Annotated in this window: 22 protein-coding genes; 10 read left to right on the forward strand and 12 right to left on the reverse strand. The window is 64.4% G+C overall.

The window, feature by feature from the left end; genetic code table 11:
* Window positions 1-4: 4 nt before the first annotated feature.
* The 3 genes from ACE04A_RS17020 to ACE04A_RS17030 are packed head-to-tail and all read right to left on the reverse strand — an operon-like array spanning window position 5 to window position 3,466.
* Window positions 5-910: a c-type cytochrome gene (locus ACE04A_RS17020; RefSeq protein ID WP_448718812.1), complete on the reverse strand. Its 906-nt coding sequence runs from the start codon at window positions 908-910 to the stop codon at window positions 5-7.
* Between the two features lie 2 nt (window positions 911-912).
* Window positions 913-2,679: a GMC family oxidoreductase gene (locus ACE04A_RS17025; RefSeq protein ID WP_448718813.1), complete on the reverse strand. Its 1,767-nt coding sequence runs from the start codon at window positions 2,677-2,679 to the stop codon at window positions 913-915.
* On the reverse strand, window positions 2,672-3,466 hold the full coding sequence (locus ACE04A_RS17030) for a gluconate 2-dehydrogenase subunit 3 family protein (RefSeq protein ID WP_485820331.1): 795 nt from the start codon (window positions 3,464-3,466) through the stop codon (window positions 2,672-2,674). The genes ACE04A_RS17025 and ACE04A_RS17030 overlap by 8 nt, the downstream gene beginning before the upstream one ends.
* A gap of 116 nt (window positions 3,467-3,582) precedes the next feature.
* On the opposite strand from ACE04A_RS17030, the gene ACE04A_RS17035 reads away from it, so the two are divergent.
* From ACE04A_RS17035 to ACE04A_RS17050, 4 genes are all read left to right on the forward strand, one after another.
* Window positions 3,583-4,023: a hypothetical protein gene (locus ACE04A_RS17035; RefSeq protein ID WP_448718815.1), complete on the forward strand. Its 441-nt coding sequence runs from the start codon at window positions 3,583-3,585 to the stop codon at window positions 4,021-4,023.
* Between the two features lie 363 nt (window positions 4,024-4,386).
* Window positions 4,387-5,961, forward strand: coding sequence for a TerC family protein (locus ACE04A_RS17040; RefSeq protein ID WP_485820332.1), 1,575 nt, complete (start codon window positions 4,387-4,389; stop codon window positions 5,959-5,961).
* A 336-nt stretch (window positions 5,962-6,297) separates the two neighbouring features.
* On the forward strand, window positions 6,298-7,365 hold the full coding sequence (locus ACE04A_RS17045) for a formylglycine-generating enzyme family protein (RefSeq protein ID WP_404976352.1): 1,068 nt from the start codon (window positions 6,298-6,300) through the stop codon (window positions 7,363-7,365).
* Window positions 7,366-7,464: 99 nt separating this feature from the next.
* Window positions 7,465-8,469 carry an HAD family hydrolase gene (locus ACE04A_RS17050; protein ID WP_447988993.1) on the forward strand — a complete coding sequence of 335 codons (1,005 nt, stop codon included), beginning with the start codon at window positions 7,465-7,467 and terminating at the stop codon, window positions 8,467-8,469.
* 49 nt (window positions 8,470-8,518) lie between these two features.
* On the opposite strand, the gene ACE04A_RS17055 is transcribed toward ACE04A_RS17050, so the two are convergent.
* The 3 genes from ACE04A_RS17055 to ACE04A_RS17065 all read right to left on the reverse strand — a co-directional run bounded on the left by ACE04A_RS17055 (window position 8,519) and on the right by ACE04A_RS17065 (window position 10,240).
* The gene (locus ACE04A_RS17055) at window positions 8,519-8,911 is read right to left on the reverse strand and encodes a hypothetical protein (RefSeq protein WP_448718817.1); all 393 of its coding nucleotides are present in this window, start codon (window positions 8,909-8,911) and stop codon (window positions 8,519-8,521) included.
* A 247-nt stretch (window positions 8,912-9,158) separates the two neighbouring features.
* A complete protein-coding gene (locus ACE04A_RS17060; protein ID WP_448718818.1) occupies window positions 9,159-9,785 on the reverse strand; it encodes an FMN-dependent NADH-azoreductase in 627 nt (208 codons plus the stop codon).
* Entirely contained in the window at window positions 9,782-10,240 is a 459-nt protein-coding gene (locus ACE04A_RS17065; protein ID WP_448718819.1) for a GNAT family N-acetyltransferase, read from the reverse strand. The genes ACE04A_RS17060 and ACE04A_RS17065 overlap by 4 nt, the downstream gene beginning before the upstream one ends.
* A 94-nt stretch (window positions 10,241-10,334) precedes the next feature.
* Between ACE04A_RS17065 and pdxR the strand changes: the two genes are divergently transcribed.
* Window positions 10,335-11,759 carry a MocR-like pyridoxine biosynthesis transcription factor PdxR gene (pdxR, locus tag ACE04A_RS17070; protein ID WP_448718820.1) on the forward strand — a complete coding sequence of 475 codons (1,425 nt, stop codon included), beginning with the start codon at window positions 10,335-10,337 and terminating at the stop codon, window positions 11,757-11,759.
* Window positions 11,760-11,808: 49 nt separating this feature from the next.
* On the opposite strand, the gene ACE04A_RS17075 is transcribed toward pdxR, so the two are convergent.
* Window positions 11,809-12,288 carry a carboxymuconolactone decarboxylase family protein gene (locus ACE04A_RS17075; RefSeq protein WP_268077897.1) on the reverse strand — a complete coding sequence of 160 codons (480 nt, stop codon included), beginning with the start codon at window positions 12,286-12,288 and terminating at the stop codon, window positions 11,809-11,811.
* Window positions 12,289-12,521: 233 nt separating this feature from the next.
* Between ACE04A_RS17075 and chrA the strand changes: the two genes are divergently transcribed.
* On the forward strand, window positions 12,522-13,778 hold the full coding sequence (chrA, locus tag ACE04A_RS17080; protein ID WP_447989004.1) for a chromate efflux transporter: 1,257 nt from the start codon (window positions 12,522-12,524) through the stop codon (window positions 13,776-13,778).
* Here the strand turns inward: chrA and ACE04A_RS17085 are convergent.
* Both ACE04A_RS17085 and ACE04A_RS17090 read right to left on the reverse strand, forming a co-directional pair.
* Window positions 13,775-14,581 carry an enoyl-CoA hydratase gene (locus ACE04A_RS17085; RefSeq protein ID WP_448718821.1) on the reverse strand — a complete coding sequence of 269 codons (807 nt, stop codon included), beginning with the start codon at window positions 14,579-14,581 and terminating at the stop codon, window positions 13,775-13,777. The genes chrA and ACE04A_RS17085 overlap by 4 nt on opposite strands.
* 71 nt (window positions 14,582-14,652) lie before the next feature.
* Complete coding sequence (locus ACE04A_RS17090) at window positions 14,653-15,849, reverse strand: multidrug effflux MFS transporter (protein ID WP_485820333.1); 1,197 nt, start codon at window positions 15,847-15,849, stop codon at window positions 14,653-14,655.
* 114 nt (window positions 15,850-15,963) lie between these two features.
* Here ACE04A_RS17090 and ACE04A_RS17095 point away from each other — a divergent pair, with 114 nt between their 5' ends.
* Window positions 15,964-16,284, forward strand: coding sequence for an Rdx family protein (locus ACE04A_RS17095; protein WP_100855779.1), 321 nt, complete (start codon window positions 15,964-15,966; stop codon window positions 16,282-16,284).
* Between the two features lie 42 nt (window positions 16,285-16,326).
* Here ACE04A_RS17095 and ACE04A_RS17100 read toward each other — a convergent pair whose 3' ends face one another.
* Complete coding sequence (locus ACE04A_RS17100) at window positions 16,327-17,496, reverse strand: MFS transporter (RefSeq protein ID WP_448718823.1); 1,170 nt, start codon at window positions 17,494-17,496, stop codon at window positions 16,327-16,329.
* A 112-nt stretch (window positions 17,497-17,608) separates the two neighbouring features.
* Between ACE04A_RS17100 and ACE04A_RS17105 the strand changes: the two genes are divergently transcribed.
* Window positions 17,609-18,094 carry a MarR family winged helix-turn-helix transcriptional regulator gene (locus ACE04A_RS17105; protein ID WP_391433349.1) on the forward strand — a complete coding sequence of 162 codons (486 nt, stop codon included), beginning with the start codon at window positions 17,609-17,611 and terminating at the stop codon, window positions 18,092-18,094.
* A gap of 19 nt (window positions 18,095-18,113) precedes the next feature.
* Here the strand turns inward: ACE04A_RS17105 and ACE04A_RS17110 are convergent, their stop codons facing one another.
* Complete coding sequence (locus ACE04A_RS17110) at window positions 18,114-18,593, reverse strand: nuclear transport factor 2 family protein (RefSeq protein WP_448718824.1); 480 nt, start codon at window positions 18,591-18,593, stop codon at window positions 18,114-18,116.
* 28 nt (window positions 18,594-18,621) lie between these two features.
* On the reverse strand, window positions 18,622-19,185 hold the full coding sequence (locus tag ACE04A_RS17115) for a TetR/AcrR family transcriptional regulator (RefSeq protein WP_485820395.1): 564 nt from the start codon (window positions 19,183-19,185) through the stop codon (window positions 18,622-18,624).
* Between the two features lie 304 nt (window positions 19,186-19,489).
* On the opposite strand from ACE04A_RS17115, the gene ACE04A_RS17120 reads away from it, so the two are divergent.
* A complete protein-coding gene (locus tag ACE04A_RS17120; protein WP_167401018.1) occupies window positions 19,490-19,642 on the forward strand; it encodes a hypothetical protein in 153 nt (50 codons plus the stop codon).
* A gap of 468 nt (window positions 19,643-20,110) precedes the next feature.
* A complete protein-coding gene (locus tag ACE04A_RS17125) occupies window positions 20,111-20,743 on the forward strand; it encodes a spermine/spermidine synthase domain-containing protein (protein ID WP_279996231.1) in 633 nt (210 codons plus the stop codon).
* Window positions 20,744-20,748 lie beyond the last annotated feature (5 nt).

Below are 20,748 nucleotides of genomic sequence, written 5' to 3' on the forward strand. Positions count from 1 at the left end.
CCGCTTATTGCGGCTTGGGCGCGGGCCCCGCGTAGTAGGCCGCCAATGCCTGGATTTCGCTATCGGTCAGACGCTGCGCAAACGCGCGCATGACGCCGACGTCATCGTTCTGCCGCGAGCCGCTGCGAAAGGCATTCATCTGGTCGACGAAGTACTCCCGCGACTGCCCCGCCAGGCGCGGCAACAGCGGGCCTTCACCCATGCCGCGCAGGCCGTGGCAATTCGCGCAAGCGGGCAGGGCGCGCGTGCCGTCGCCTTGCACATCCAGCTTGCGTGCCGCTTCGCCGCCGAATTCGCCCACATGCATCGGCGGTCCGGCCAGCGTGCCGTAGTACGCCGCCACCTGCCCGATTTCCTGCTCGGTCAGCGCGCGCGCCACCGTATTCATCAATGGCTGGATTCGCGTGCCGCTGCGGAAGTCGGCCAGTTGCTTGGCCAGATACTCGCTGCTCAGACCCGCCAGATTCGGAAAGATGCCGCCGGTAGGCGTGATTCCGGCTTGCCCATGACAGGCCACGCAGGCCTGCACGCCCGCCGCGGGCTTGCCATTGGCGGCAAGCTGCTTGCCGGCTTGTGGGTCGGCATCGCGCAGGAAGTTCTCCCATTCCGGACGCGACGCGCTGAAGTCCTGTGCGCTACGGCCGGGTACGGGGGTGGCGGGTTTGGCAGGCGCGGACGGTGGCGGCGCGGACGTGGGCGCCGCAGCCTGGGGCGGCGCGGCCGGGCCAGCTGCTGCTGGCGCTGCGGGTGACGCGGTCGCGGGTTGCGCCGATGCCGTGACCGCCCTGGCGCGGATCAGGCCGTCGCCACCGGTGCCGATCATCTGGTGCGCCGTGGCGATCAACGTGACCAGCGGCGGCGCCATGATCAGCAGGATGGCGACGGATATGCCTTTGCGATGTTCAATCATGATCACACCAGCGGTCCCGGCGAACGCAGATAGTCCGCCTTGATTTTTTCGACGATCCAGTAGGCGGTGGCGCCCACGGTGCCTGTCGGGTTGTAGCCCGAGTTCTGCGGGAATAAGGCAGCGCCGGTCACAAACACATTCGGCACGTCCCAGCTTTGCCCGTAACGGTTGACGACGCTGGTGTCGGGGTTGTCGCCCATGGCCGCGCCGCCGGTCAGGTGGGTGGACTGGTAGGCCGTTGCCGAAAAAGGCCGTTTGCGCGGGCCGGGCTCGGTCCGCACGATGCCCTTCATGGCGCGGCCGATCTCGTCACCCTTGGTGGTTAGAAACGCCGACATGCGGATGTCGTTGTCCGGAAAGTCGTAGGTGATGCGCAGCAGCGGCAGGCCCCAGGCGTCCTTGTAGGTGGGGTCCAGGCTCAGGTAACCGCCGCGCCAGGGCTGAGCGGACCCGGTGATGGTGATGGACGCCGAATGGTTGTAGTAACGCTTGACGGCCTTCTTCCAGTCGGAGCCCCAGGTGGGCGTGCCTTTGGGCGTGGGATGAAAGCCGATGGGCGCGCCGCTGACCACCTGGATCTGCAGATAGCCGCCGCCGACAAACCCCAGTGGCCCGTGGTCGAAATTGTCGGCGCTGAAATCGTCCATGGTCACGGCGACCGCGCCCGCGCCCATGAACGGGTTGATATTGATCGACTCGTCGAAAAACAGGTTCACGCCCGACGTGGTCTGGTGGGTGTAGTTGCGGCCCACGACACCGGTATCGGTTGCGGGGTCGTAAGGCTTGCCGATGCCCGAGAGCAGCAGCAGGCGCACGTTGTTGATGCCAAAGGCGCACAGCACCACAACCTCGGCCGGTTGGAAAACCTCTTCGCCCGCCGCGTCCACATAGGTCACGCCGCGCGCGCGCTTCTTGTCCGGCGTCAGTTCCACGCGCAGCACGTGCGCGCCCGTGCGGATCTCGAAGTTCTCCATCTTCATGGCCACGGGCAAGATGCAGACCTGCGGCGAGGCCTTGGCGAAATGCTCACAGCCAAAGTTGGAACAGAACCCGCAGTACACACAGGCGCTCATGTGCAGGCCCTCGGAATTCACATAAGGGCGCGTACAGAGGGCCGAGGGCTGCACATAGGGGTGATAGCCCAGTTTGCGCGCGGCTTCGCCGAACAGCGCGGGCGCGTAGGGCACCTTCATGGGCGGATTCGGATAGGGCCGCGAGCGCCAGGGTTCAAAGGGGTTGCCACCTTCCTGCTTTTGCCCCTTGATGTTGCCGGCCTGGCCGGAGGCGCCGATCAAATAGTCGTACCGGTCGAAATAGGGCTCCAGCTCGTCATAGCTGACGGGCCAGTCCTGGCAGCTCAGTTCCTTGTCAAAAATCTTCGCGCCATAGCGCTCGGTGTAGTGGCTGCGGATGCGAAAGTCGGTGGGATCGAAGCGGTAGTACGCGCCCGACCAGTGGTTGCCCGCGCCGCCCAGGTGCGTGCCCGGATACGCAAACTGCCAGCGGCGCATGGGCAGCGCCTTCTGGTCCGTACTGTTGCGAAACGTGAAGGTTTCGGTGGCCGCGTCCTGGTGCAGTTCGTGGCGGCGGGCGTACTTCAATTCGTCGTGGACGTTGGGGCCCTGGAAATCAGGGGAGGGCCAACGCGCCTGGCCGCGTTCCAGCACCACCACCCGTTGCTTGGCCGCAGCCAGCTCCTTGCCGATGATGGAACCCGTCCAGCCGCCGCCGATGATCGCGACGTCCACGGGGGGTAGCGTTTTAGCCATGTCCGTCTCCCGGTTTCATCTTGTGGCCCACCGCATTGGCGATGGACACGGGCTTGCCCGCCCAAATCACGCCATGGCGTTCGATATCGTTGGAGAAGGACGCATAGGCGCCGGGAAATCCCACCAGCTTCCATCCCACCATGTCGACGTTGCCACCGTAGAGCGGGTCGGAAAAGAAGCCTTCGATCGTGCCGTCCAGCAAGGCCTGAAAGAAGATGTCGGACGGCAGCGGAGAAAAATCGACTTTGCCCGCCTGCAAGTCATGAAGCCAGGCGTCCTGCCTGGCTTCATCTAGTTCTGCAAAGGGTTTGCCGTCTTGCTTGCGGGTCGCGGCGTGCCGCGCGGCCAAACCGCGCCGGATCATCTCGGCCGGCGTGAATGACAACTGGTAGCCCTGCTCGGGCGTGCCTTTTTCAAACGGACCTTGTCGGTAGAACTGGCTGCCCGCGCCCCAGGCGCCCGCCAACTGGCCATCCAGGAAATAGGTGACGCCGGCTTCTTTTGCGCCGGGGCCTAAGTCGTCGGCGGGAATCAAGCGTGCCGCGATGGCGTCCATCGCCTGGGCTTCCTGGGCGTTGAAGAATCGAAGGGTGCGGGCGGCGGAGGGCGCTATGGCCGCCTGGCCTTCCGGGTTGCCGGCGGCGGGGGCGGGCGCAGAGGGAGCACCTGCCGCGCGGGCGGCCCAGGCGGCGCCGGGCACGCCCACCGCCAGCGCCTTGAGCAGCCCACGCCGGCCTGCGACGGGCTGGCCTGATCCGGAACCGTCATTCGAGGATTGATCGTCCATGCATCGCTCCAGTTTTGGGGCAGGCACGCTACTTGCCCCGCAGTTGATAGAGACCCCGCAACAACTCGTTATCCGCTGGCAATTAGTTTGTCACTGTTTTTAATTGGGAGACAACGATGAAAAGCCACAAACTGCTACTGATATCCGCCATGTTGGCAGTGTTGCCGTGGCATGCGACCACGGCGCAGACCAGCCAGACCACGCTGGTCGCGCAAGCCGCGCCGCCGCCTTCCACGCCCATGCCCACGGCGGACGACAAGATGGCGCCGCCCAATGTCATTCGCGAGCCCGTGCCGGGAACGCAAAATCCCGACAAGCAAAAAATGCCTGCCACTGAAGAAAAGACCGGGACGTCGAAGCCCCGGACCCAAGACTCGAACGCTCCGCCCAAGGGCGATGCAGACCCGCGCCAGAAGACGCCGGATGCGGACACGCGCGGTGGCGGCAGGAGTGGTGACGCCAAGAGTGGCGGCAGCAAAACGGGCGCGCCGGACAACACCGGCATGCCCGGGTCGGGGGCGTCGTCCGGCTCCGGGGGCGGTGCGGACACACGCTGAGGCGCGGGTCCGGCAGACGCAGGGGACAAAACAAGTTTCAGGTATCATTCAGTTTCCTGTAAGAACGAGAGCCTGGCGGTGTTTGCGCGTAGCGGTTGCGAAGGCAGCCGCGTGAACACGGCCTTTTATGACTCAAGAACCTCCTCCTAGCAGGGCGCCCCGGCGCCCGCCTTTGCTTTCTATCCGCCGGCGCGCCATGGCATCGACAGGTCGCGCGGCTTCAATTTCCATCGCCGCCGCGCCGCCGCAAGTTGCGTGCCGCGCTCCGCCCGGCGTTGCCAATTTCCCTTCGATTTCCCACGCTTTCCTCCTTCAGCAAGGCGGCGCCGCTGCGCGCGCACGCCCGACATTCGCGGACCAACAATGATTTTCGACTGGATGTACGACCCCACCGCCTGGCTCGGCCTGGCGACCCTGGTGATTCTTGAAATTGTGCTGGGCATCGACAACCTGGTGTTCATCGCGATTCTTGCGGACAAGCTGCCGCCCGAGCAGCGCAACCGGGCGCGGATGATCGGCCTGAGCCTGGCGCTGGTGATGCGCTTGGGCCTGCTGGCCAGTATCGCCTGGGTGGTGACGCTGACGGCGCCGCTCTTTACCGTCTGGGGTAGCGAGATATCCGGGCGGGACCTGATCTTGATCCTGGGGGGTATGTTCCTGCTCTTCAAGGGCACGATGGAATTGCACGAGCGCGTGGAAGGCAGCGCCGGCCACGAGTCCGGTCAGAAGCCACAGCACGCAATCTTCTGGCAGGTCATCTTGCAGATCGTGGTGCTGGACGCCGTGTTTTCGCTGGACTCGGTCATCACCGCGGTCGGTATGGTGCAGGAACTCAGCATCATGATGATCGCCGTGGTGGTGGCGATGGCCGTCATGATGGTGGCCAGCCGTCCGTTGATGGCGTTTGTGGGTCGCCACCCCACCGTGGTGATCCTGTGCCTGGGCCTGCTGCTGATGATCGGTTTCAGCCTGGTTGCCGAAGGCCTGGGCTTCGATGTGCCCAAGGGTTATCTGTATGCCGCGATCGGCTTTTCGATTTTGATCGAGCTGTGCAACCAGTTGGCTCGCCGTAACCGCGCCAAGGGCACGCACGCCCTGGGCCGCCGCCAGCGCACCGCGCAGGCCGTGTTGCGCCTGCTGCATACGGGACGCGCCGGCCAGCCCGGCCAACAGGCCGACGAAATGGTGGCGCTGGTGGACAGCGCGGGCGATGAGCCCGCCTTCGCGCCCGAAGAAAGCTCCATGATCGAGCGCGTGCTTTCCGTGGGCGGGCACGACGTCCGTTCCATCATGGTGCCGCGCGGCGACATGGTCTGGCTGGATGTGGCGGATTCGTCCGAAGCCGTGGTGCGCAAGTTCGCCAGCGGCCACTCGCGCTTGCCGCTCTGCGCGGGTGATGCGTCCAATGTGCTGGGCGTGTTGCACTTCAAGGACGTGCTGCCGCTGCTGAGCAACCCTGGTCCCATCGACCTGGTGGACCTGGCCCGCGAACCGCGCTACGTCATGGAGACGACGCCGGTGTTGAAGGTGCTGGAAGAACTGCGCGCCACGCGCGACCACATGCTGATCGTGGTGGACGAACACGGTGTCTGCGAAGGCCTGGTTACACCAATGGATGTGCTGACCGCCGTGGGTGGCGAGCTGCCCGAACACAGCGAAGACCAGCCTGAAGCGTTGCAGTTGTCGGACGGTTCATGGTTGCTGGAAGGCGGTTTGTCGGTAGGCGAAGCCGCCCGTTTGCTGGACACGCCCGGCTTGGTTGCGGACACCCCGGACGCCACGCTGGCGGGTTGCCTGCTGCGCGCGGTGGGCCGCCTGCCCGACGCCGGCGACATGATCCGCCTGCATGATTGGAACTTCGAAGTCACGCGCCGCGACGGCCTGCGCATCCATCAAGTGCATGCCCGACCGGAAAACCAACCGGGGACGCAAGATTAATGGCGGGCGCTTTTCCTGATTCCCCGGATAACGCCAGGCTTGGGCGATGCAAAACTCTGTGAGAATATTGCGAAAGGCATTTTATTTCTCGTGATTTTCCGAAAGTCCGGGTATGCGGCGCGCAGGGTCGTCGCCGTCAATCCGATGCACCGCCACGTTGGTATTCCCGACCCGCATTGGTCGAACCTGCCTCTTCCGGGCGGCCCTATGAATTTCTTTGACTTCGGGTGACTCGATATGGCGACGAAGCAAGTGAAAAACAAATCCCGCCTGGTTGGCGCGCTGCTATTGGGCGGCGTGGTGCTGGGGGGGGCGGCAAGCACGGCTTTTCTGGTGATGGCCGACGACGGCAAGCCACAAGCCGTCAAGGTGGTGTTGGGCGACGGCAAGAATGGCCCGCCTGGCATGGCATGGGTGCCAGGGCGCGAATTCCTGATGGGCAGCAGCCACAAGCTGGCGCAGCCCAATGAAATGCCCGCGCACAAGGTGGCGGTAAGCGGGTTCTGGATGGACGTGAACGACGTCACCAATGCGCAGTTCCGCCGCTTTGTAGAAGCCACCGGCTATGTCACGACAGCCGAGCAAAAACCCAAATGGGAAGACCTGAAGGTGCAATTGCCACCCGGCACGCCGCGCCCCGACGACAGCCTGTTGGTGCCCGGCGCCATGGTGTTCGTGGGCACCGAGTCCGAGGTGTCGCTGCGCGATTACTCGCGCTGGTGGCGCTACGTGGCCGGCGCGAATTGGCGGCATCCGCAAGGCCCGGGCACGTCGATCGACGGCAAGGACGATCACCCCGTCGTGCAGGTGTCGTACGAAGATGCCGTGGCCTATGCAAAATGGGCCGGCAAGCGCCTGCCGACTGAAACCGAATGGGAAATGGCGGCGCGCGGCGGGCTCGAACAGGCCACTTACGCCTGGGGCGAAGAGCTTCTACCCCAGGGCAAGCCGATGGCCAATATCTGGGACACGCAGCAAGCGCAGCCGTTTCCCGTTGTGAAGGATGAAAAAGTGCAGGTGGGCACCATGCCCGTCGGCAGCTTCTCGCCCAACGGCTACGGGCTTTACGACATGGCCGGCAACGTCTGGCAATGGACGTCCGACTGGTATCGCGCCGACGCCTTCAAGATTCAGGCGCAGTACCGCAAGCCGCCCGTGGACCCCGCCGGGCCGGCCGACAGCTTCGACCCGGACGACGGCGCGGTGCCGCCCGGCGCGCCCAAGCGCGTGACCCGTGGCGGCTCGTTCCTGTGCAGCGATACCTATTGCATCAGTTACCGCACCAGCGCGCGGCGCGGCACCGACCCGATGAATGGCATGTCGCACCTGGGATTCCGCACGGTGATGACGCCGCAGCAGTGGAAATTGGCGCAGGCCCGCAAGAACGGCGTCGCCAGCCGCTGACGCCGCGCCAGCCGCACGGCCAGCCAAGCCCCCCGCGCCGCGCCATGGCCTGATGCCGCTTGACCCTCGCAAGTTCGATCCCGTTCCAGGAGAATCGTCATGAACCTGTCTGTCCGTTTCGCACGGCGCTGCTACGCCATGCTGGCGTTGCTGCTTATCGCCTGCGCCGCGCACGCCCAAACGCCGCTGCCATCCTGGAACGAGGGCCCGTCCCGCCAGGCGATCCTGGCTTTCGTGGACGCGGTCACCAAAGAGGGCGGACCGGATTATGTGGCGCCGGTCGACCGTATTGCGGTGTTTGATAACGACGGCACCCTGTGGAGCGAACAGCCGATGTACTTCGAGCTGATCTTTGCCATGGACGAATTGAAGGTCCTGGCGCCGCAACACCCGGAATGGAAACTGGAACAGCCCTACAAGGCCGCGCTGGAAGGCGACCGTCAGACGCTGGCCGCCGCCGGCAAGGAAGGTTTGCTGAAGATTGTCGGCGTGACGCATACCAACATGACGACGCAGGCGTTCTCGGACGAGGTCAAGCAATGGGTGAAGACCGCCAAGCATCCGCGCTTCAAGCAACCCTATACCAACCTGACCTTCGCACCCATGCGCGAGCTGCTGTACTACCTGCGCGGCAATGGCTTCAAGACCTACATCGTGTCGGGCGGCGAAGTCGAATTCATGCGTGCCTGGGCGCAGGACGTCTACGGCATTCCGCCCGAGCAGGTCATTGGCACCACCTTCGCCACGGAATTCCAGATGCAGGACGGTAAGCCGGTGTTGATGCGCTTGCCCAAGCTGGACTACAACGACGACGGCCCAGGCAAGCCCGTGTCCATCAATAAATTCATCGGCCGGCAGCCCATTTTCGCGTTCGGAAATTCCGACGGCGACCTGCAGATGCTGCAATGGACGATGGCGGGACCGGGCAAGCGCTTTGCTGGCCTGGTGCACCACACCGACGCCAAGCGCGAATGGGCCTACGACCGGGATTCCCAGATCGGCCGGTTGGACAAGGCCCTGGATGAAGCGGGCAGCAAAGGCTGGGTGGTGGTGGACATGGCGCGCGAGTGGAAGCGGATATACGCGTTCGACATGCCGCAATGACGACGTCCACGCGCGCTAGCGCGGGTTCATAAGCAGCGGGTCATCGCGCCTAGCTGCACACGCGGCGCCAAGGCGCGATACCGCGCGGCGGGCAGTAGCCGGCGCACGGCGTGGCGATGGACATGCCGCTTTCGCAGCGCTGTTCGGGGTCCTTGTCGCCGTAGGGCACCGTGCCCTGGCAGTCGCAACTGGCCAGACCGGCGCCGGACGGCAGCTTCTTGGGCACCAGCGCGGGCGCTGCCGTGGCGGCGGCAACGCTGTCGTCGTCATCGTCGTTCTGGCTCTGCATGGCGGCGCGCACCTTGGCCACGGGCATGTTGCAGGCCTTGGCGATGGCCTTCACCGATTTGCCATCGCCTGCCATCGTCATTATTTTCTGGTCGCTGCACGCCGCCTGCGACGGTGCGGAAAAAGCGCCGCTTAGCGCAACGAGAGCGGTCATGAAAAGAAGGGGCTGGCGCCAGGTCATCGCACGTCTCCAACAAGAACGAATCGGTCGGGCGAAGTACGCCGTTTGCGTGATGGCGCTTCGTTAAGAAGCCGTTATCACAGTGGCTGGCGCCGCTTGCTTGCGGCCTAGCGTAGTGTGCGCGTTTCCACGGTGTCAATGCGACCCGATTTAATAAGCGGACGTGGCTGAAAGGCCTGGTAAACCAGCACTTATGAAGCTTTACCAGACCGGCCCACGATCAGGCGACGGATGCCATAGCCAGCGGATGCGCCGCGATTTCTGCTTCGGCCAAGGCGCGCGCCGCCTGCAATGCCGCATCACCGCGCGCGGTGCCTTGCACCGAAAAGAAGGTCACGTTGGACAGGCCGATCGTGCCCAGCACATGCTTCAGGTAGGGCGTCAGGAAGTCGGGCTGGCGCGCCGCGTCGCCCGAGAATTCACCGCCCGACGACACGGCCACATACACCGGGCGATCCGGCAAATTACCGATCTTGCCTTCGGGAGTGATGCGAAACGTGCTGCGCACCCGCACCACATGATCAATCCAGACTTTCAACGCCGACGGCACCGTGAAGTTGTGCATGGGCGTGGCGATGACGATGTGGGTGGCGTCTTGCAAGGCCTGGATCAGTTCTGCGGACAGGCGCAGCGCGCCCCGGTTCAGCACGTCATCCGCCGGGTCTGTCGGCGCGCTTAACGCCAGCGCGTAGTCGTGGTCCACATGAGGCAGGCGAGTGGCGTCGATGTCCACGATGGCGGGCGTGCCATCTGCCTCGTCGACCAGGCGTTCAATGATGCGTTGCGACAGGCGGTGGCTTTCGGAAGCGCGGCCGCGGGGGCTGCAGGTGATGTGAAGAATGTTCATGCGGTCGTCGTGTCCAGGTTTTTGCTGAAGTGCAGGCCTTGGCTCAAGAGCCCTTGCCGAAAGTAGAAACGTTGCGCCAGCGAATTGGCCAAGCCGGTGTCCAACACCAGTTTTGCGCAACCGGCCTCGCGCGCAATGCCGTCCAGCGCGTGCAGCAGGCGCGCGCCCCAGCGGCCACCGCGCCGCGTGGCGTCCACAACCAGGTCGTCCACATACAGAAAGCGGCCGTAGATCAGGTTTTCCTGGTAGCGGTAGCCGGCCAGCGCCACGGGCTTGCCGCCATCGTTGCCGGCCAGCAGGCGGTAGCTTTGATCACGCATGCGGCGGATGCGCGCGGTGAAGTCGTCGGCGTCAGCCAGATGCGGCCGAAGCTCGCGCATCAGCGGCAGGCACGCGCGTAATTCGTCTTCGGTTTCGATGTGGTGCAGGGCGGGGTCGGCCGTGGAGGTTTGCATAGGAGGGGCTGATGTCAGGGGTGGATGTCAGCCGTCATCGTAGATTTGCCATGCCATAATTTGTAGAGCCATAAATTGAACTTTGGACTATGCCATGATCAGCCGCCGCGCCGAGGCCCAGGCACCGCTTGCCCCGGACAGCACCGACCCGCTTTACCGTCAGGTGTATGAGCGCTTTCGCAGCGCCATCGCGGAGGGCACCCTCAAAGCCGGCGACCGCATTCCGTCGGCGCGCGCCTTGGCCAAGGAAATGGGCGTGGCGCGCGGCACGATCGAAGTGGCGTATTCGCTGCTGGCCGCCGAAGGCTACATCCAGGCGCGCGGGCAGGCCGGCACCATCGTGGCACCCGACCTGCAACCGCAAGCCGCCGCACCCGCTGTCGTCGCGCCGGTGGAAGCGGCGGACGACGAGCACGGCTGGCATCGGCCGCCCCGCATCCTGCCGTTCCAGATGGGCATACCGGCCCTGGATGCCTTTCCGCGCAAGCTCTGGGCGCGCCTGGGCGCCCGCCAGTTGCGCGGCTTGCAGGCGGCCGACCTGTCTTATCCGCCGTCGGATGGCTTGCCCGACCTGCGCATTGCGGTAGCGGCCTATCTGCGCGTGGCGCGCGGCATTCATTGCCAGCCCGCGCAGGTGTATATCACCTCGGGCTACAACTTCACGATGCAGTTGATCATCCAGGCCTTGCTTGCGCCCGGCGACCGCGTCTGGGTGGAAGACCCCGGCTATCCGCCCACCCGGGCGCTGTTGGCGCAGGCCCGCCTGGACGCCGTGCCGGTGCCCGTGGATGCGGATGGCCTGATGGTGGCGGAAGGCGTGGCGCGCGCGGGGCAGGCCAGGGCGGCGGTGGTGACGCCGGCCCATCAAAGCCCGCTGTCCATGTCGTTATCCTTACCCCGTCGCCAGGCGCTGCTGGACTGGGCCGAGCGCAGTCAGGCCTGGATTGTGGAAGACGACTACGACGGCGAATACCGCTACGTCAGCCGTCCGCTGCCCGCGTTGAAGAGTCTGGATACGCAGGGGCGGGTGTTGTACGCGGGGTCGTTCAGCAAGGTGCTGTTTCCCGGCATGCGCCTGGCGTACCTGGTGGTGCCCGAGGCGCAGGTGCCGCGCTTTGACCGGATCAGCCGGCTGCTGTCGGGCGGCGCGCCGGCCTATACGCAGGCGCTGCTGACGGCCTTCATCAGCGAAGGGCACTTTGGACGTCACATCCAGCGGATGCGGCGGCTGTACAGCGAACGCCGCGAGGCCACGGCGGCGGGCTTGAGCGCCGCGCTGGGAAGCCGCCTGCGGATTGATTCCCAGCCGGGGGGCATGCATCTGGTGGCGCGCATGGACGGCAAGCTGCGCGACCAGCCGCTGGCCGCGCGCATGCTGGAACAAGGTCTATACGCGCATCCCTTGTCGCGATGGTCGTCGTTACCGGATCCGCAGTCGGGCTTGTTGCTGGGCTTTACCAACATCGCGTCGCAAGAGCAGGCGTATGAATTCGGCCTGCGGATCCGGGCGTTGATGTAGCAGCTGATGTATTGCGCGCGCACTGCCGACGCATTGCCGGCCCGCGTGCTTAGTTCAAGCCGGCCTTGTCCAGCCCGAAGGCGGCGTCGGCCGAACCGGGCACGGTGCGAAACGCCACGTTCAGGCGGTTCCAGCCATTGATGGCCACCACGCGAAACGTCAGGTCCGAGATTTCCGATTCGGACAATTGAGCGCGCACCGCTTCATAGACCTCGTCCGGCACACCATGGGCGGGCAAGGTGGTCAAGGCTTCGGTCCAGGCCAGCGCGGCGCGTTCGCGTGCCGAGAACAGCGTCGATTCACGCCAGATAGCCACGTGGTGCAAGCGCAGTTCGCGTTCGCCACGGATCTTGGCCTGCTTGACGTGCATGTCCAGGCAAAAGCCGCAACCGTTGATCTGCGAGGCGCGGATGTCGACCAGGTCGCCGAATTCCTCGATCACGGGCACATTTTTCATGGCCGCGCTGAAGTCCATGTACTTCTTGGACAGTTGCGCCGACACCTGGAAGTAATCCAACCGCTGGGTCATGTGGGTCTACCTTGATTGAAACGTTGTTGTTGAAAGGGGGAAGCCATCAGGAACCCGTAGGATGCGGCAGATTGGCCCAGACCAGAAGTGCCATAAATAGTGTTTAGTTCTGGGCCATGCCTAGGCTGAAACGTTGTATGAAAGCGGTGCTTGAAAGCGGCTCGTGCCCCGGCTATAAGCTTGGAACAGGAGCGAGGTTCCGGCGCTCCGACCGACCAAGAAGCCCACGTCCCATGCCGCACCCTCCATCGCACGACGAGCACGTCGCCAGCACGGCCGCCGCCCACGAACACGCGCAGCCGTCGCGCGGATCCTGTCTTGAAGTCTTCCTGGTGTTTCTGCGTTTGGGCCTGACCTCGTTTGGCGGCCCGGTGGCGCACCTGGCGTACTTCCGTACGGAATTCGTGGACCGGCGCCAGTGGTTGGATGACTACGCTTATTCGGATCTCGTGGCCCTGTGCCAGTTTCTGCCAGGCCCGGCCAGCAGCCAGGTCGGCATGGCGCTTGGCCTGCGCCGCGCCGGATGGGCCGGCATGGCGGCGGCCTGGCTGGCGTTCACGCTGCCGACCGCGCTGGCGCTGATTGGGTTTGCGATGGGCCTGGCCCACTTCGGCTGGCTATCTGGGTCGGCGGTCGTACACGGGTTGAAGGTTGCCGCCGTGGCGATCGTGGCCCAGGCCGTGTGGGGCATGGGCCGTACGCTGTGCCCTGACAGTCCCAGGGCGGGTTTGGCGGTGGCCGCCGCCCTGATCACCATCGTGCTGCCCACGGCCTGGGGCCAGATCAGCGCCATCTTGTTGGGCGCCATGGTGGGCGCGGCGGCGCTGCAACTGCCGCCCCGGCCCATCATGGCTAGCCATCCCCAGGCCGGGTCGCGGGGCGCGGCCTATGTGGCGCTGGTGCTTTTCGTGGCGTTTCTGATTGGGCTGCCGGTGTGGGCGGCCCTGTCGGATTCGGCGGTGGCGGCGCAGATTGCCGGCTTCTATCGCGCGGGCGCCCTGGTGTTTGGCGGCGGCCATGTGGTGCTGCCCTTGCTGGACGCCACGGCGGTATCGGGCGGCATGGTGTCCAGCGCCGACTTCCTGGCCGGCTACGGCGCGGCGCAAGCGATGCCGGGGCCGCTGTTCGCCTTTGCTGCCTTCCTGGGCGCCATGTCATCCGGCCCGCTGTCGGGGTGGGTGGGCGGCTTGGTGCTCTTGAGCGTTATCTTCTTGCCCGGCGCCTTGCTGGTAGCGGGCGCCTTGCCGTTCTGGGAAAGCCTGCGGCGGCGTCCTGGCGTGCGCAACATGATCGCCGGCGTGAACGCCAGCGTGGTCGGCATTCTGTTGGCGGCGCTGTATGACCCGGTCTGGACCAGCGCCATCTTGAACAAGGCCGACTTCGGCCTTGCCTTGCTGCTGTTCGCCTTGCTGGTCTATGCCCGCTGGTCGGCCGTGTGGGTAGTGCTGATGGCGGCCGCGGGCGGGTGGGCGCTGGCCTATTTCGCCTAGGACTGCCAGCGCGGCGCGCGCTTTTGCAGGAAGGCGTCGATGCCTTCGCAGGCGTCGGCTTCCATCATGTTGCGCGCCATCACGTCGCCGGCGTAGTCGTAGGCATCGGCCAAGGCCATCTGGCGCTGCTGGTAAAACATGCGCTTGCCGTAGCGGATGGCGGTGGGGCTCTTGGCAAGAATGTCCGCCGTCAGCGCATCAACCCGCGCATCCAGTTCGGCCTCGGGCACCGCATCGTTGATCAGCCCCCAGTCGCGCGCCTGCGCCGCATCGATGAAGCGCGCGGTGACCAGCATCTCGAAGGCGCGCTTGGCGGACACGTTGCGGCTGAGCGCCACGGCGGGCGTCGAGCAAAACAACCCCACGTTGATGCCCGACACCGCAAAGCGCGCCGTGTCCGCGGCCACGGCCAGGTCGCAACTGGCCACCAGTTGGCAACCCGCCGCCGTCGCGATGCCATGGACCTTGGCAATGACGGGCACGGGCAGCGCTTGCAAACCCTGCATGACACTGCCGCACTGACGGAACAGTGCGCGGTAGTAATCCAGGGAAGGCTGGCTGCGCATTTCCCGCAGGTCATGGCCCGCGCAAAATGCCCGGCCCGCGGATTCCAGCACCACGCAACGCACATCGGGGTCGCTGGCCAAGGCGTCGATCTCGTGCTGCAAGGCAGCCAGCAGGCCTTCGGACAGCGCGTTGAACTGCGAGGGCCGATTCAGGCGCAGCGTGACGACGCCGCCCGCCGAGCTGCGCAGCAGCAATGGTTCAAGCGGCGATTCGTTATTCAGGGAATCCGGGGCCATGTTGTCTCCAGGAATAATTGTTTCCTGGATACTAGCGCAAGCCGATCCGCCCTGTTCAGCGCGCGCCGAGTTCAGCCCTTCAGTCGCCGCGCCATGCCAGGCGACAGGAGCAAGAGCGGCGCCACAATCAGCAGGCCGATCAGCGCCATCGCGGCTTGCGGCGCCATGCCGCTGTCCAGCAACACGGGGGCGACGACAGCCGAGCCGCTCATCTGGAACAAGCCGTGCACGGCGGCGGCCGTGCCCGCGCGGTCGGCGAAAGGCTCCAGCGCCAGGCTCAGGCCGGAGCCCAGGGCCAAGGAGAACCCCACGGTCAGCACGGCCACGGGCAGCATGAACACCCAGGCCGATAGCGGCATCCACCACCAGGCGGCGGCATGCATGGCCGACGCCAACAGCAGCGCGACCATGCCGACCCGCACCATGGTGTGCCGTCCAAACCGGGCGATGAAGGCGGGCGCAAGAAAGAAGGCCGCAATGTTGATTGCGGCATTGCCGCCAAACCAAGCCGAAAAGCCCAGCTCGGAATAACCCAGTTGCTGCACCAGCACCACGGGCGCGGCCGACACGAAGACCAGGATCATCGCCATGCCCGCCATGCCGAACAGGGCAAAGTACAGAAATCGCCCGCTGGCGATGATGGGCAGATACCTCGGCAGACTGTAGAGCGGGCCGCGTGGCGAGGAGGGTGCGGCCCGCGTCTCTTCGAAGCGCCGGGCCAATAGCACCATCAAGGCGAACGCGAACAACACCATGAAGACGAAGGTGCTGCGCCAGCCGGCATGCACCGCCAGCGCGCCACCGAGCATAGGTGCCAACGCCGGCACGGAGCACAAGGCGCCGTTCAAATAGCTGTAGACGCGCGCACCGACGGCAGGGCTGAACTTGTCACGCACGGCGGCAAACGCCACCAGCGACGCCGAGCACGCGCCCAAGCCTTGAATGACACGGGCCACGTAAAACACCTCAAGCGTGGACGCGGCCGCGCCCAGCGCCGAGCCGGCCAGATAGGCCATTGCTCCGCCCAGCGCAACGGGCCGACGTCCGTAGCGGTCCGCCAAGGGGCCGATCAACATCTGGCCCAGGCCCACGGCGAAGATGAATAGCGTGATGCTGGCCTGTAGCGCGCTGACGGGTTCGCCAAACCCCGCCGCCATGGCGGGCAGCGATGGCAGGTAGATATCGATACCCATCGGCGTGAGCGTGACCAGCCCCATCAAGAGACCGATCAGCCAGCGTTGGCCAGGGGTAGAAGCAGCAGACGTCATGACAGGCTTTGGGTGCGGTTCGCATCCGGGAAAACCCGACATTATCCATGAATGCCGTGGCGGGCAAGCGGCGCACCGATGACAGAAGCGACACGCGCAGTAGAATATTTCCCCATGAATACCCCGGCCTTTCGACCCCGCATCGTCATCCTCTACTGCACGCAATGCCAGTGGCTGCTGCGCGCCGGATGGATGGCGCAAGAGCTGCTGTCCACGTTCTCCACCGACCTGGGCGAAGTGGTGTTGCAGCCGGGCACGGGCGGCATTTTTCAGATCACCTACAACGGCGATCTGATCTGGGACCGCAAGAGCGACGGCGGTTTTCCGGAAGCCAAAGTCCTGAAACAGCGCGTGCGCGACCGGTTGGACCCCGGCCGGCCGCTGGGCCATATCGACGGCCATACTGCCGGGCCGCTGGCGGCGCCCGAGGCCTGACAAGAAGTGGCAGCAAGTACGGCAGTAAGTGCTGCCGGGTCCTCAACCCTTTGTGATGCTTGGCATCGGACGGAATCGAGCCGCCATCACAAACAGCACCACGCACAGCGCCGCCATCAACATCCAGGCCGGCTTCAAGTCGGCCATATGCTGGCGGATCAGTCCGGCGGCAAACGGGAAGAGCGCGGCGATCAGATAGCCCACGCCTTGCACGAAAGCGGCCAGGCGGCCCGCCTCCATGGGCGTTGCCGCATGGTCCATCGTCACGATCAAGGACAGCGGGAACAAGGCGCCGATGCCTAGCCCGGCCAGCACGGCGGCGGGCCAGGCCAGCATGGCGGGCGCGGCGATCAGGCCAAGCAGGCCCAGCACCAGCGCACCTATCGCGGTGAACAAGGCGGGTCGGCGGTCCGGCAAGCGGCCAATGGCCAAAGACACCAACAGCCCCGCCGCAATCTCGGCCACCGTGACCGCGCCCAGCAATTGGCCTGACGCCACCGGCGTCCAGCCCAGCGCCGTGTAATAGGGGGGAAGCCAGGCCAGCACCAGCGTGTAGGCGCCCGTGCCCAGGCCAAAGAACGCCGCCAGCAGCCAGCGCCGCGCACGCGGGGTGGACATGTCGCGCGCCATCATCTTCCCGGTTGCGTGCGTCGCGCCGCCCCGGCTTACCAACCACCAGCACAGCAACGCCACGCCCGCGGGCAAGGCCCAGGCCGCCAGCGCTTCAGGCCATCCGGCGCGCTGCGCGATTACGGGCGAGGCAACGCTGGCCACCGCCGCGCCGCCCATGATCGCGGTCGAATAGAGGCCCATGATGGCGCTGACGCCGGACGAGAACCGCGTCTTGATGTAGAGGGGAAGCAGGGCTTGCGTGACGGCGATACCCAGGCCCGCAATGACGCCCGTCAAGAGCATCAGGCTGGCGCTGCCCGCCCACAGGCGGCTTGCGGTGGCGGCCATGATCAGCGCCACGCCCGCCGCAATTCCATGCTGCTCGCTGGCCCATCGACGCAGCGGCGCCACGCTCAAGGCGCCCAGACCCATCACGAAAACGGGCAGGGCGGTCAGCAGGCCGGCGGCCGTATCGGACATGCGGGTGGCGGCTTGCAATACGTCCAGCAAGGGGGGAACGGATGCCAGGACGGGGCGCAGGTTCAGCCCCACCAGGATGATGGCGGCGATGCGCCAGGCGTTCAAACAAGAAGGTGACACGTTGGCTCCAAAGCCGGAACGCGTCGCAGCGTGCGAGGCGTTCCGGTAGACTATCTTGGCGTCAAGATATTTGGATTTTATCTTGACGTCAAGATAAATGGAGGAGATCCCCGTGGATAGAGCAAGTCGTGCCGTGGCGCAATGGAACCGCGAACGCCCCGAGCTGGACGTATCAACGATGCGCGTGCTGGGGCGTTTGGGCGAATGCGCGCTGGTGATTACCCGAGACCGGATCAACCCGCTCTTTGCGGAGTTTGGCCTGCAACCTGGCGAGTTCGATGTGCTGGCCACACTGCGCCGCAGCGGCAAGCCCTATGCGCTGACGCCCACGGCGCTGTACGAAGACGCCATGATTTCGTCGGGCAGCATGACCAACCGGATCGATCGCCTGGAAAAAGCGGGCTGGGTGGTGCGAACCCCCAGCCCTGATGACGGCCGCGCCACGCTGGTGATGCTGACCAAGGCGGGCATCAAGCTGATCGACGAGGCGGTGGTGGCGCATCTGCGCAATCAGGCGGAAGTGCTGTCGCCGTTGACCGCGTCCGAGCAAGAGCAACTGAGCCGTTTGCTCGGCAAGCTGTTGAAGGCCTATGAATAAGGAGTGGAGCGGGGGCGGTTCACAGCCCCAGTTCCGACAAGCCAGGGTGGTCGTCCGGGCGGCGGCCCAGCGGCCAGCGGAACTTGCGGTCGGCCTCTTTGATGGGTAGATCGTTGATGCAGGCGTAGCGATTGACCATCAGGCCGTCTTCGCCGAATTCCCAGTTTTCATTGCCGTAGGAACGAAACCAGTTGCCGGAATCGTCATGCCATTCGTAGGCGTAGCGCACGGCGATGCGGTTGTCGGTGAATGCCCAGAGTTCCTTGATCAAGCGGTAGTCCAGTTCCTTGGCCCACTTGCGCGCCAGGAACGCGCGGGCTTCTTCGCGGTTCTTGACGAATTCCGCGCGGTTGCGCCAGTTCGTTTCCAGGCTGTAGGCCAGCGCCACCTTGTCCGGATCGCGGCTGTTCCAGCCGTCTTCGGCAAGGCGAACTTTCTGTACCGCGCTCTTGTGGGTAAAGGGCGGCAGCGGCGGGCGGGATTCAGGTTGCGAGGTCATCGTAAGGGCCTTGTGGGTGGGGGAAAGGTCATTGGCCAGCTGGAAAGAGCGCGGCGGCGGCGCGTTGCGCGCTGGCGGTAATGGACACATCGCCCGTGACCAGCGCCACGGCGATGGCGCCGTCGATCAGCACCAGCAATTGGCGCGCGGCCTCGTCAGGCTCGGGCAGCTTGGCGTCTTGCGCCAAGCGCAATACGTGTTCCAGCAAACGGGCTTTGTGCAGGCGGGACACTACGCGGATGGGGTTGGCGGGGTCGCTGATTTCACCTGCCGCGGTGATGAAGGCGCCCCCGCGAAAGCCGTCGGACTCGAACCATTCCTGCAAGGCGTTGAAGATGGACAACAAGCGTGCGCGCGGCGTTTCGGCCTGCGTGGTGGCGGCGATAAACCACTGCATCCAGCGCTCGTCGCGCGCCTGTAAAGCAGCTGCCACCAGCGCGTCTTTGTTGGGATAGTGCTTGTACAGGCTCTTACGCGCCACGCCCGAGGTTTTCACGATCAGGTCCATGCCGGTGGCATGGATGCCGCCTTGATAGATAAGGTGTTCGGTGGCGCGAAGCAGGCGCTCCTGCGTGGAGGTCATGGCATTCATCATGTTTGGGCTCGGTGAAACAACGACCGGAGAACGATCGTTCTGCATAGGATGGACGGATCATAGAATGATCGTTCTCCACGCGTCAAGCACCTGGCTCGCCCATAGGTATCTGCTTGCTTTTTCAGTCATAAATATGCTAAGATCTTTTAATTGACGGCAAAATTAAAACAACTATTTGATCTGCCGTCTGACTTCTTGGAATGCCTGCCCCCCGCGACTTACCGGGCATTCTTGGCGCGCTTGAACCGGCGGTGCATCGCTTTGGCGGGGGTAGCCACGCACCACGCATAGGAGAACGCTTATGTCGCATCAACTGGTTGGTAAAAAGTGGCGTTTTGAAGTTCCGCCGCTTAACTGGAAGGCCCCTGAAGCGAACCAGGAATCTGAAATGGATGCCGTTGCCGCGGATTCCGACGCCTCTAAAGACGGCGACAAATCGCGGTCTTCCAAATAGCGCCCCTTGCAACAGTCTTAGTGAATTAGTCCCTGTGGCTGTCCCGCATTCGCGGGCATAAATCACGCTGCTGGTTGTGTTTGGAACCGCCCGAAGCCTTTTTTGGTTTCTTGGTGTCTGAACATATCCGCTTAGCTACCTGAACGGCGCGCCTTGTGTGCGCCGTTTCAACGTGTAGCCCGCCAATCCGCTTTTTCCCCTGATCTGCCTGACCCGTCCGCTGGCGCCTCGCCGCGCCAGCGGCGTTTTTGCATGGGCGATTGTGTGCGCTGGAATGCGCGTGCCGGAAGGTGTGTGCTGGAAGGTGTGCATTAGCTCGCGCCAGGTCTGCACGCATCGCCATGCTTTAGCCAGTGAGCCTTTGGAATGTCTGAAAACACATCAAACAATCAACAAGTTAGGCCTTTCGTGTACGCCACGACGACGTCTCGGTCGTTGATGTTCTCTCATTCTGAAATCCAGAGCCGCATGTGGACGAAAGATCCGTCGGCGCTCAATCTGGAATACACCCGCATCATGATGGCGTTTCTGATGTTCAACCCGAATCCGCGGCGCATTGCCATGGTGGGTTTGGGCGGGGGATCGCTGGCCAAATTCTGCTATCAGCATCTGCCATCCACGAGCATCGACGTGTACGAGATCAATCCGCACGTCATTGCGTTGCGCGATTCCTTTCACGTGCCACGGGACGACAACCGTTTTCGCGTGCTGCAAGGCGACGGCGCGGCGCTGATCAAGCAGTACCAGGACCACTATGACGCGGTGCTGGTGGACGGCTACGACATCAACGGCCTGCCCGATCAGTTGGCAAGCGAGGCGTTCTATGAAAGTTGCTTCAACGCCTTGGCGCCCGACGGCATGATGGTGTGCAACTTCCATGTGTCGAACTTTCAGCTCAACACCTACCTGGGCCGTATAAAAAAGCAGTTTGCGGGATCGGTCATTGAGGTTAGCGACACGTCTTGCGCGCACAGCATTGTGTTTGCATGCCGAGGCGATGCGCTCAAGCGCCGCACGGGCTTGCCCAAGCGCAAGCCGGATGCCATGAGCGCCGAGATGTGGTTGTGCCTGGCGCCTACCTATTGGCCCATGCTGGTGTAGGGGCA

This window comes from Achromobacter colocynthidis, from assembly GCF_057334535.1.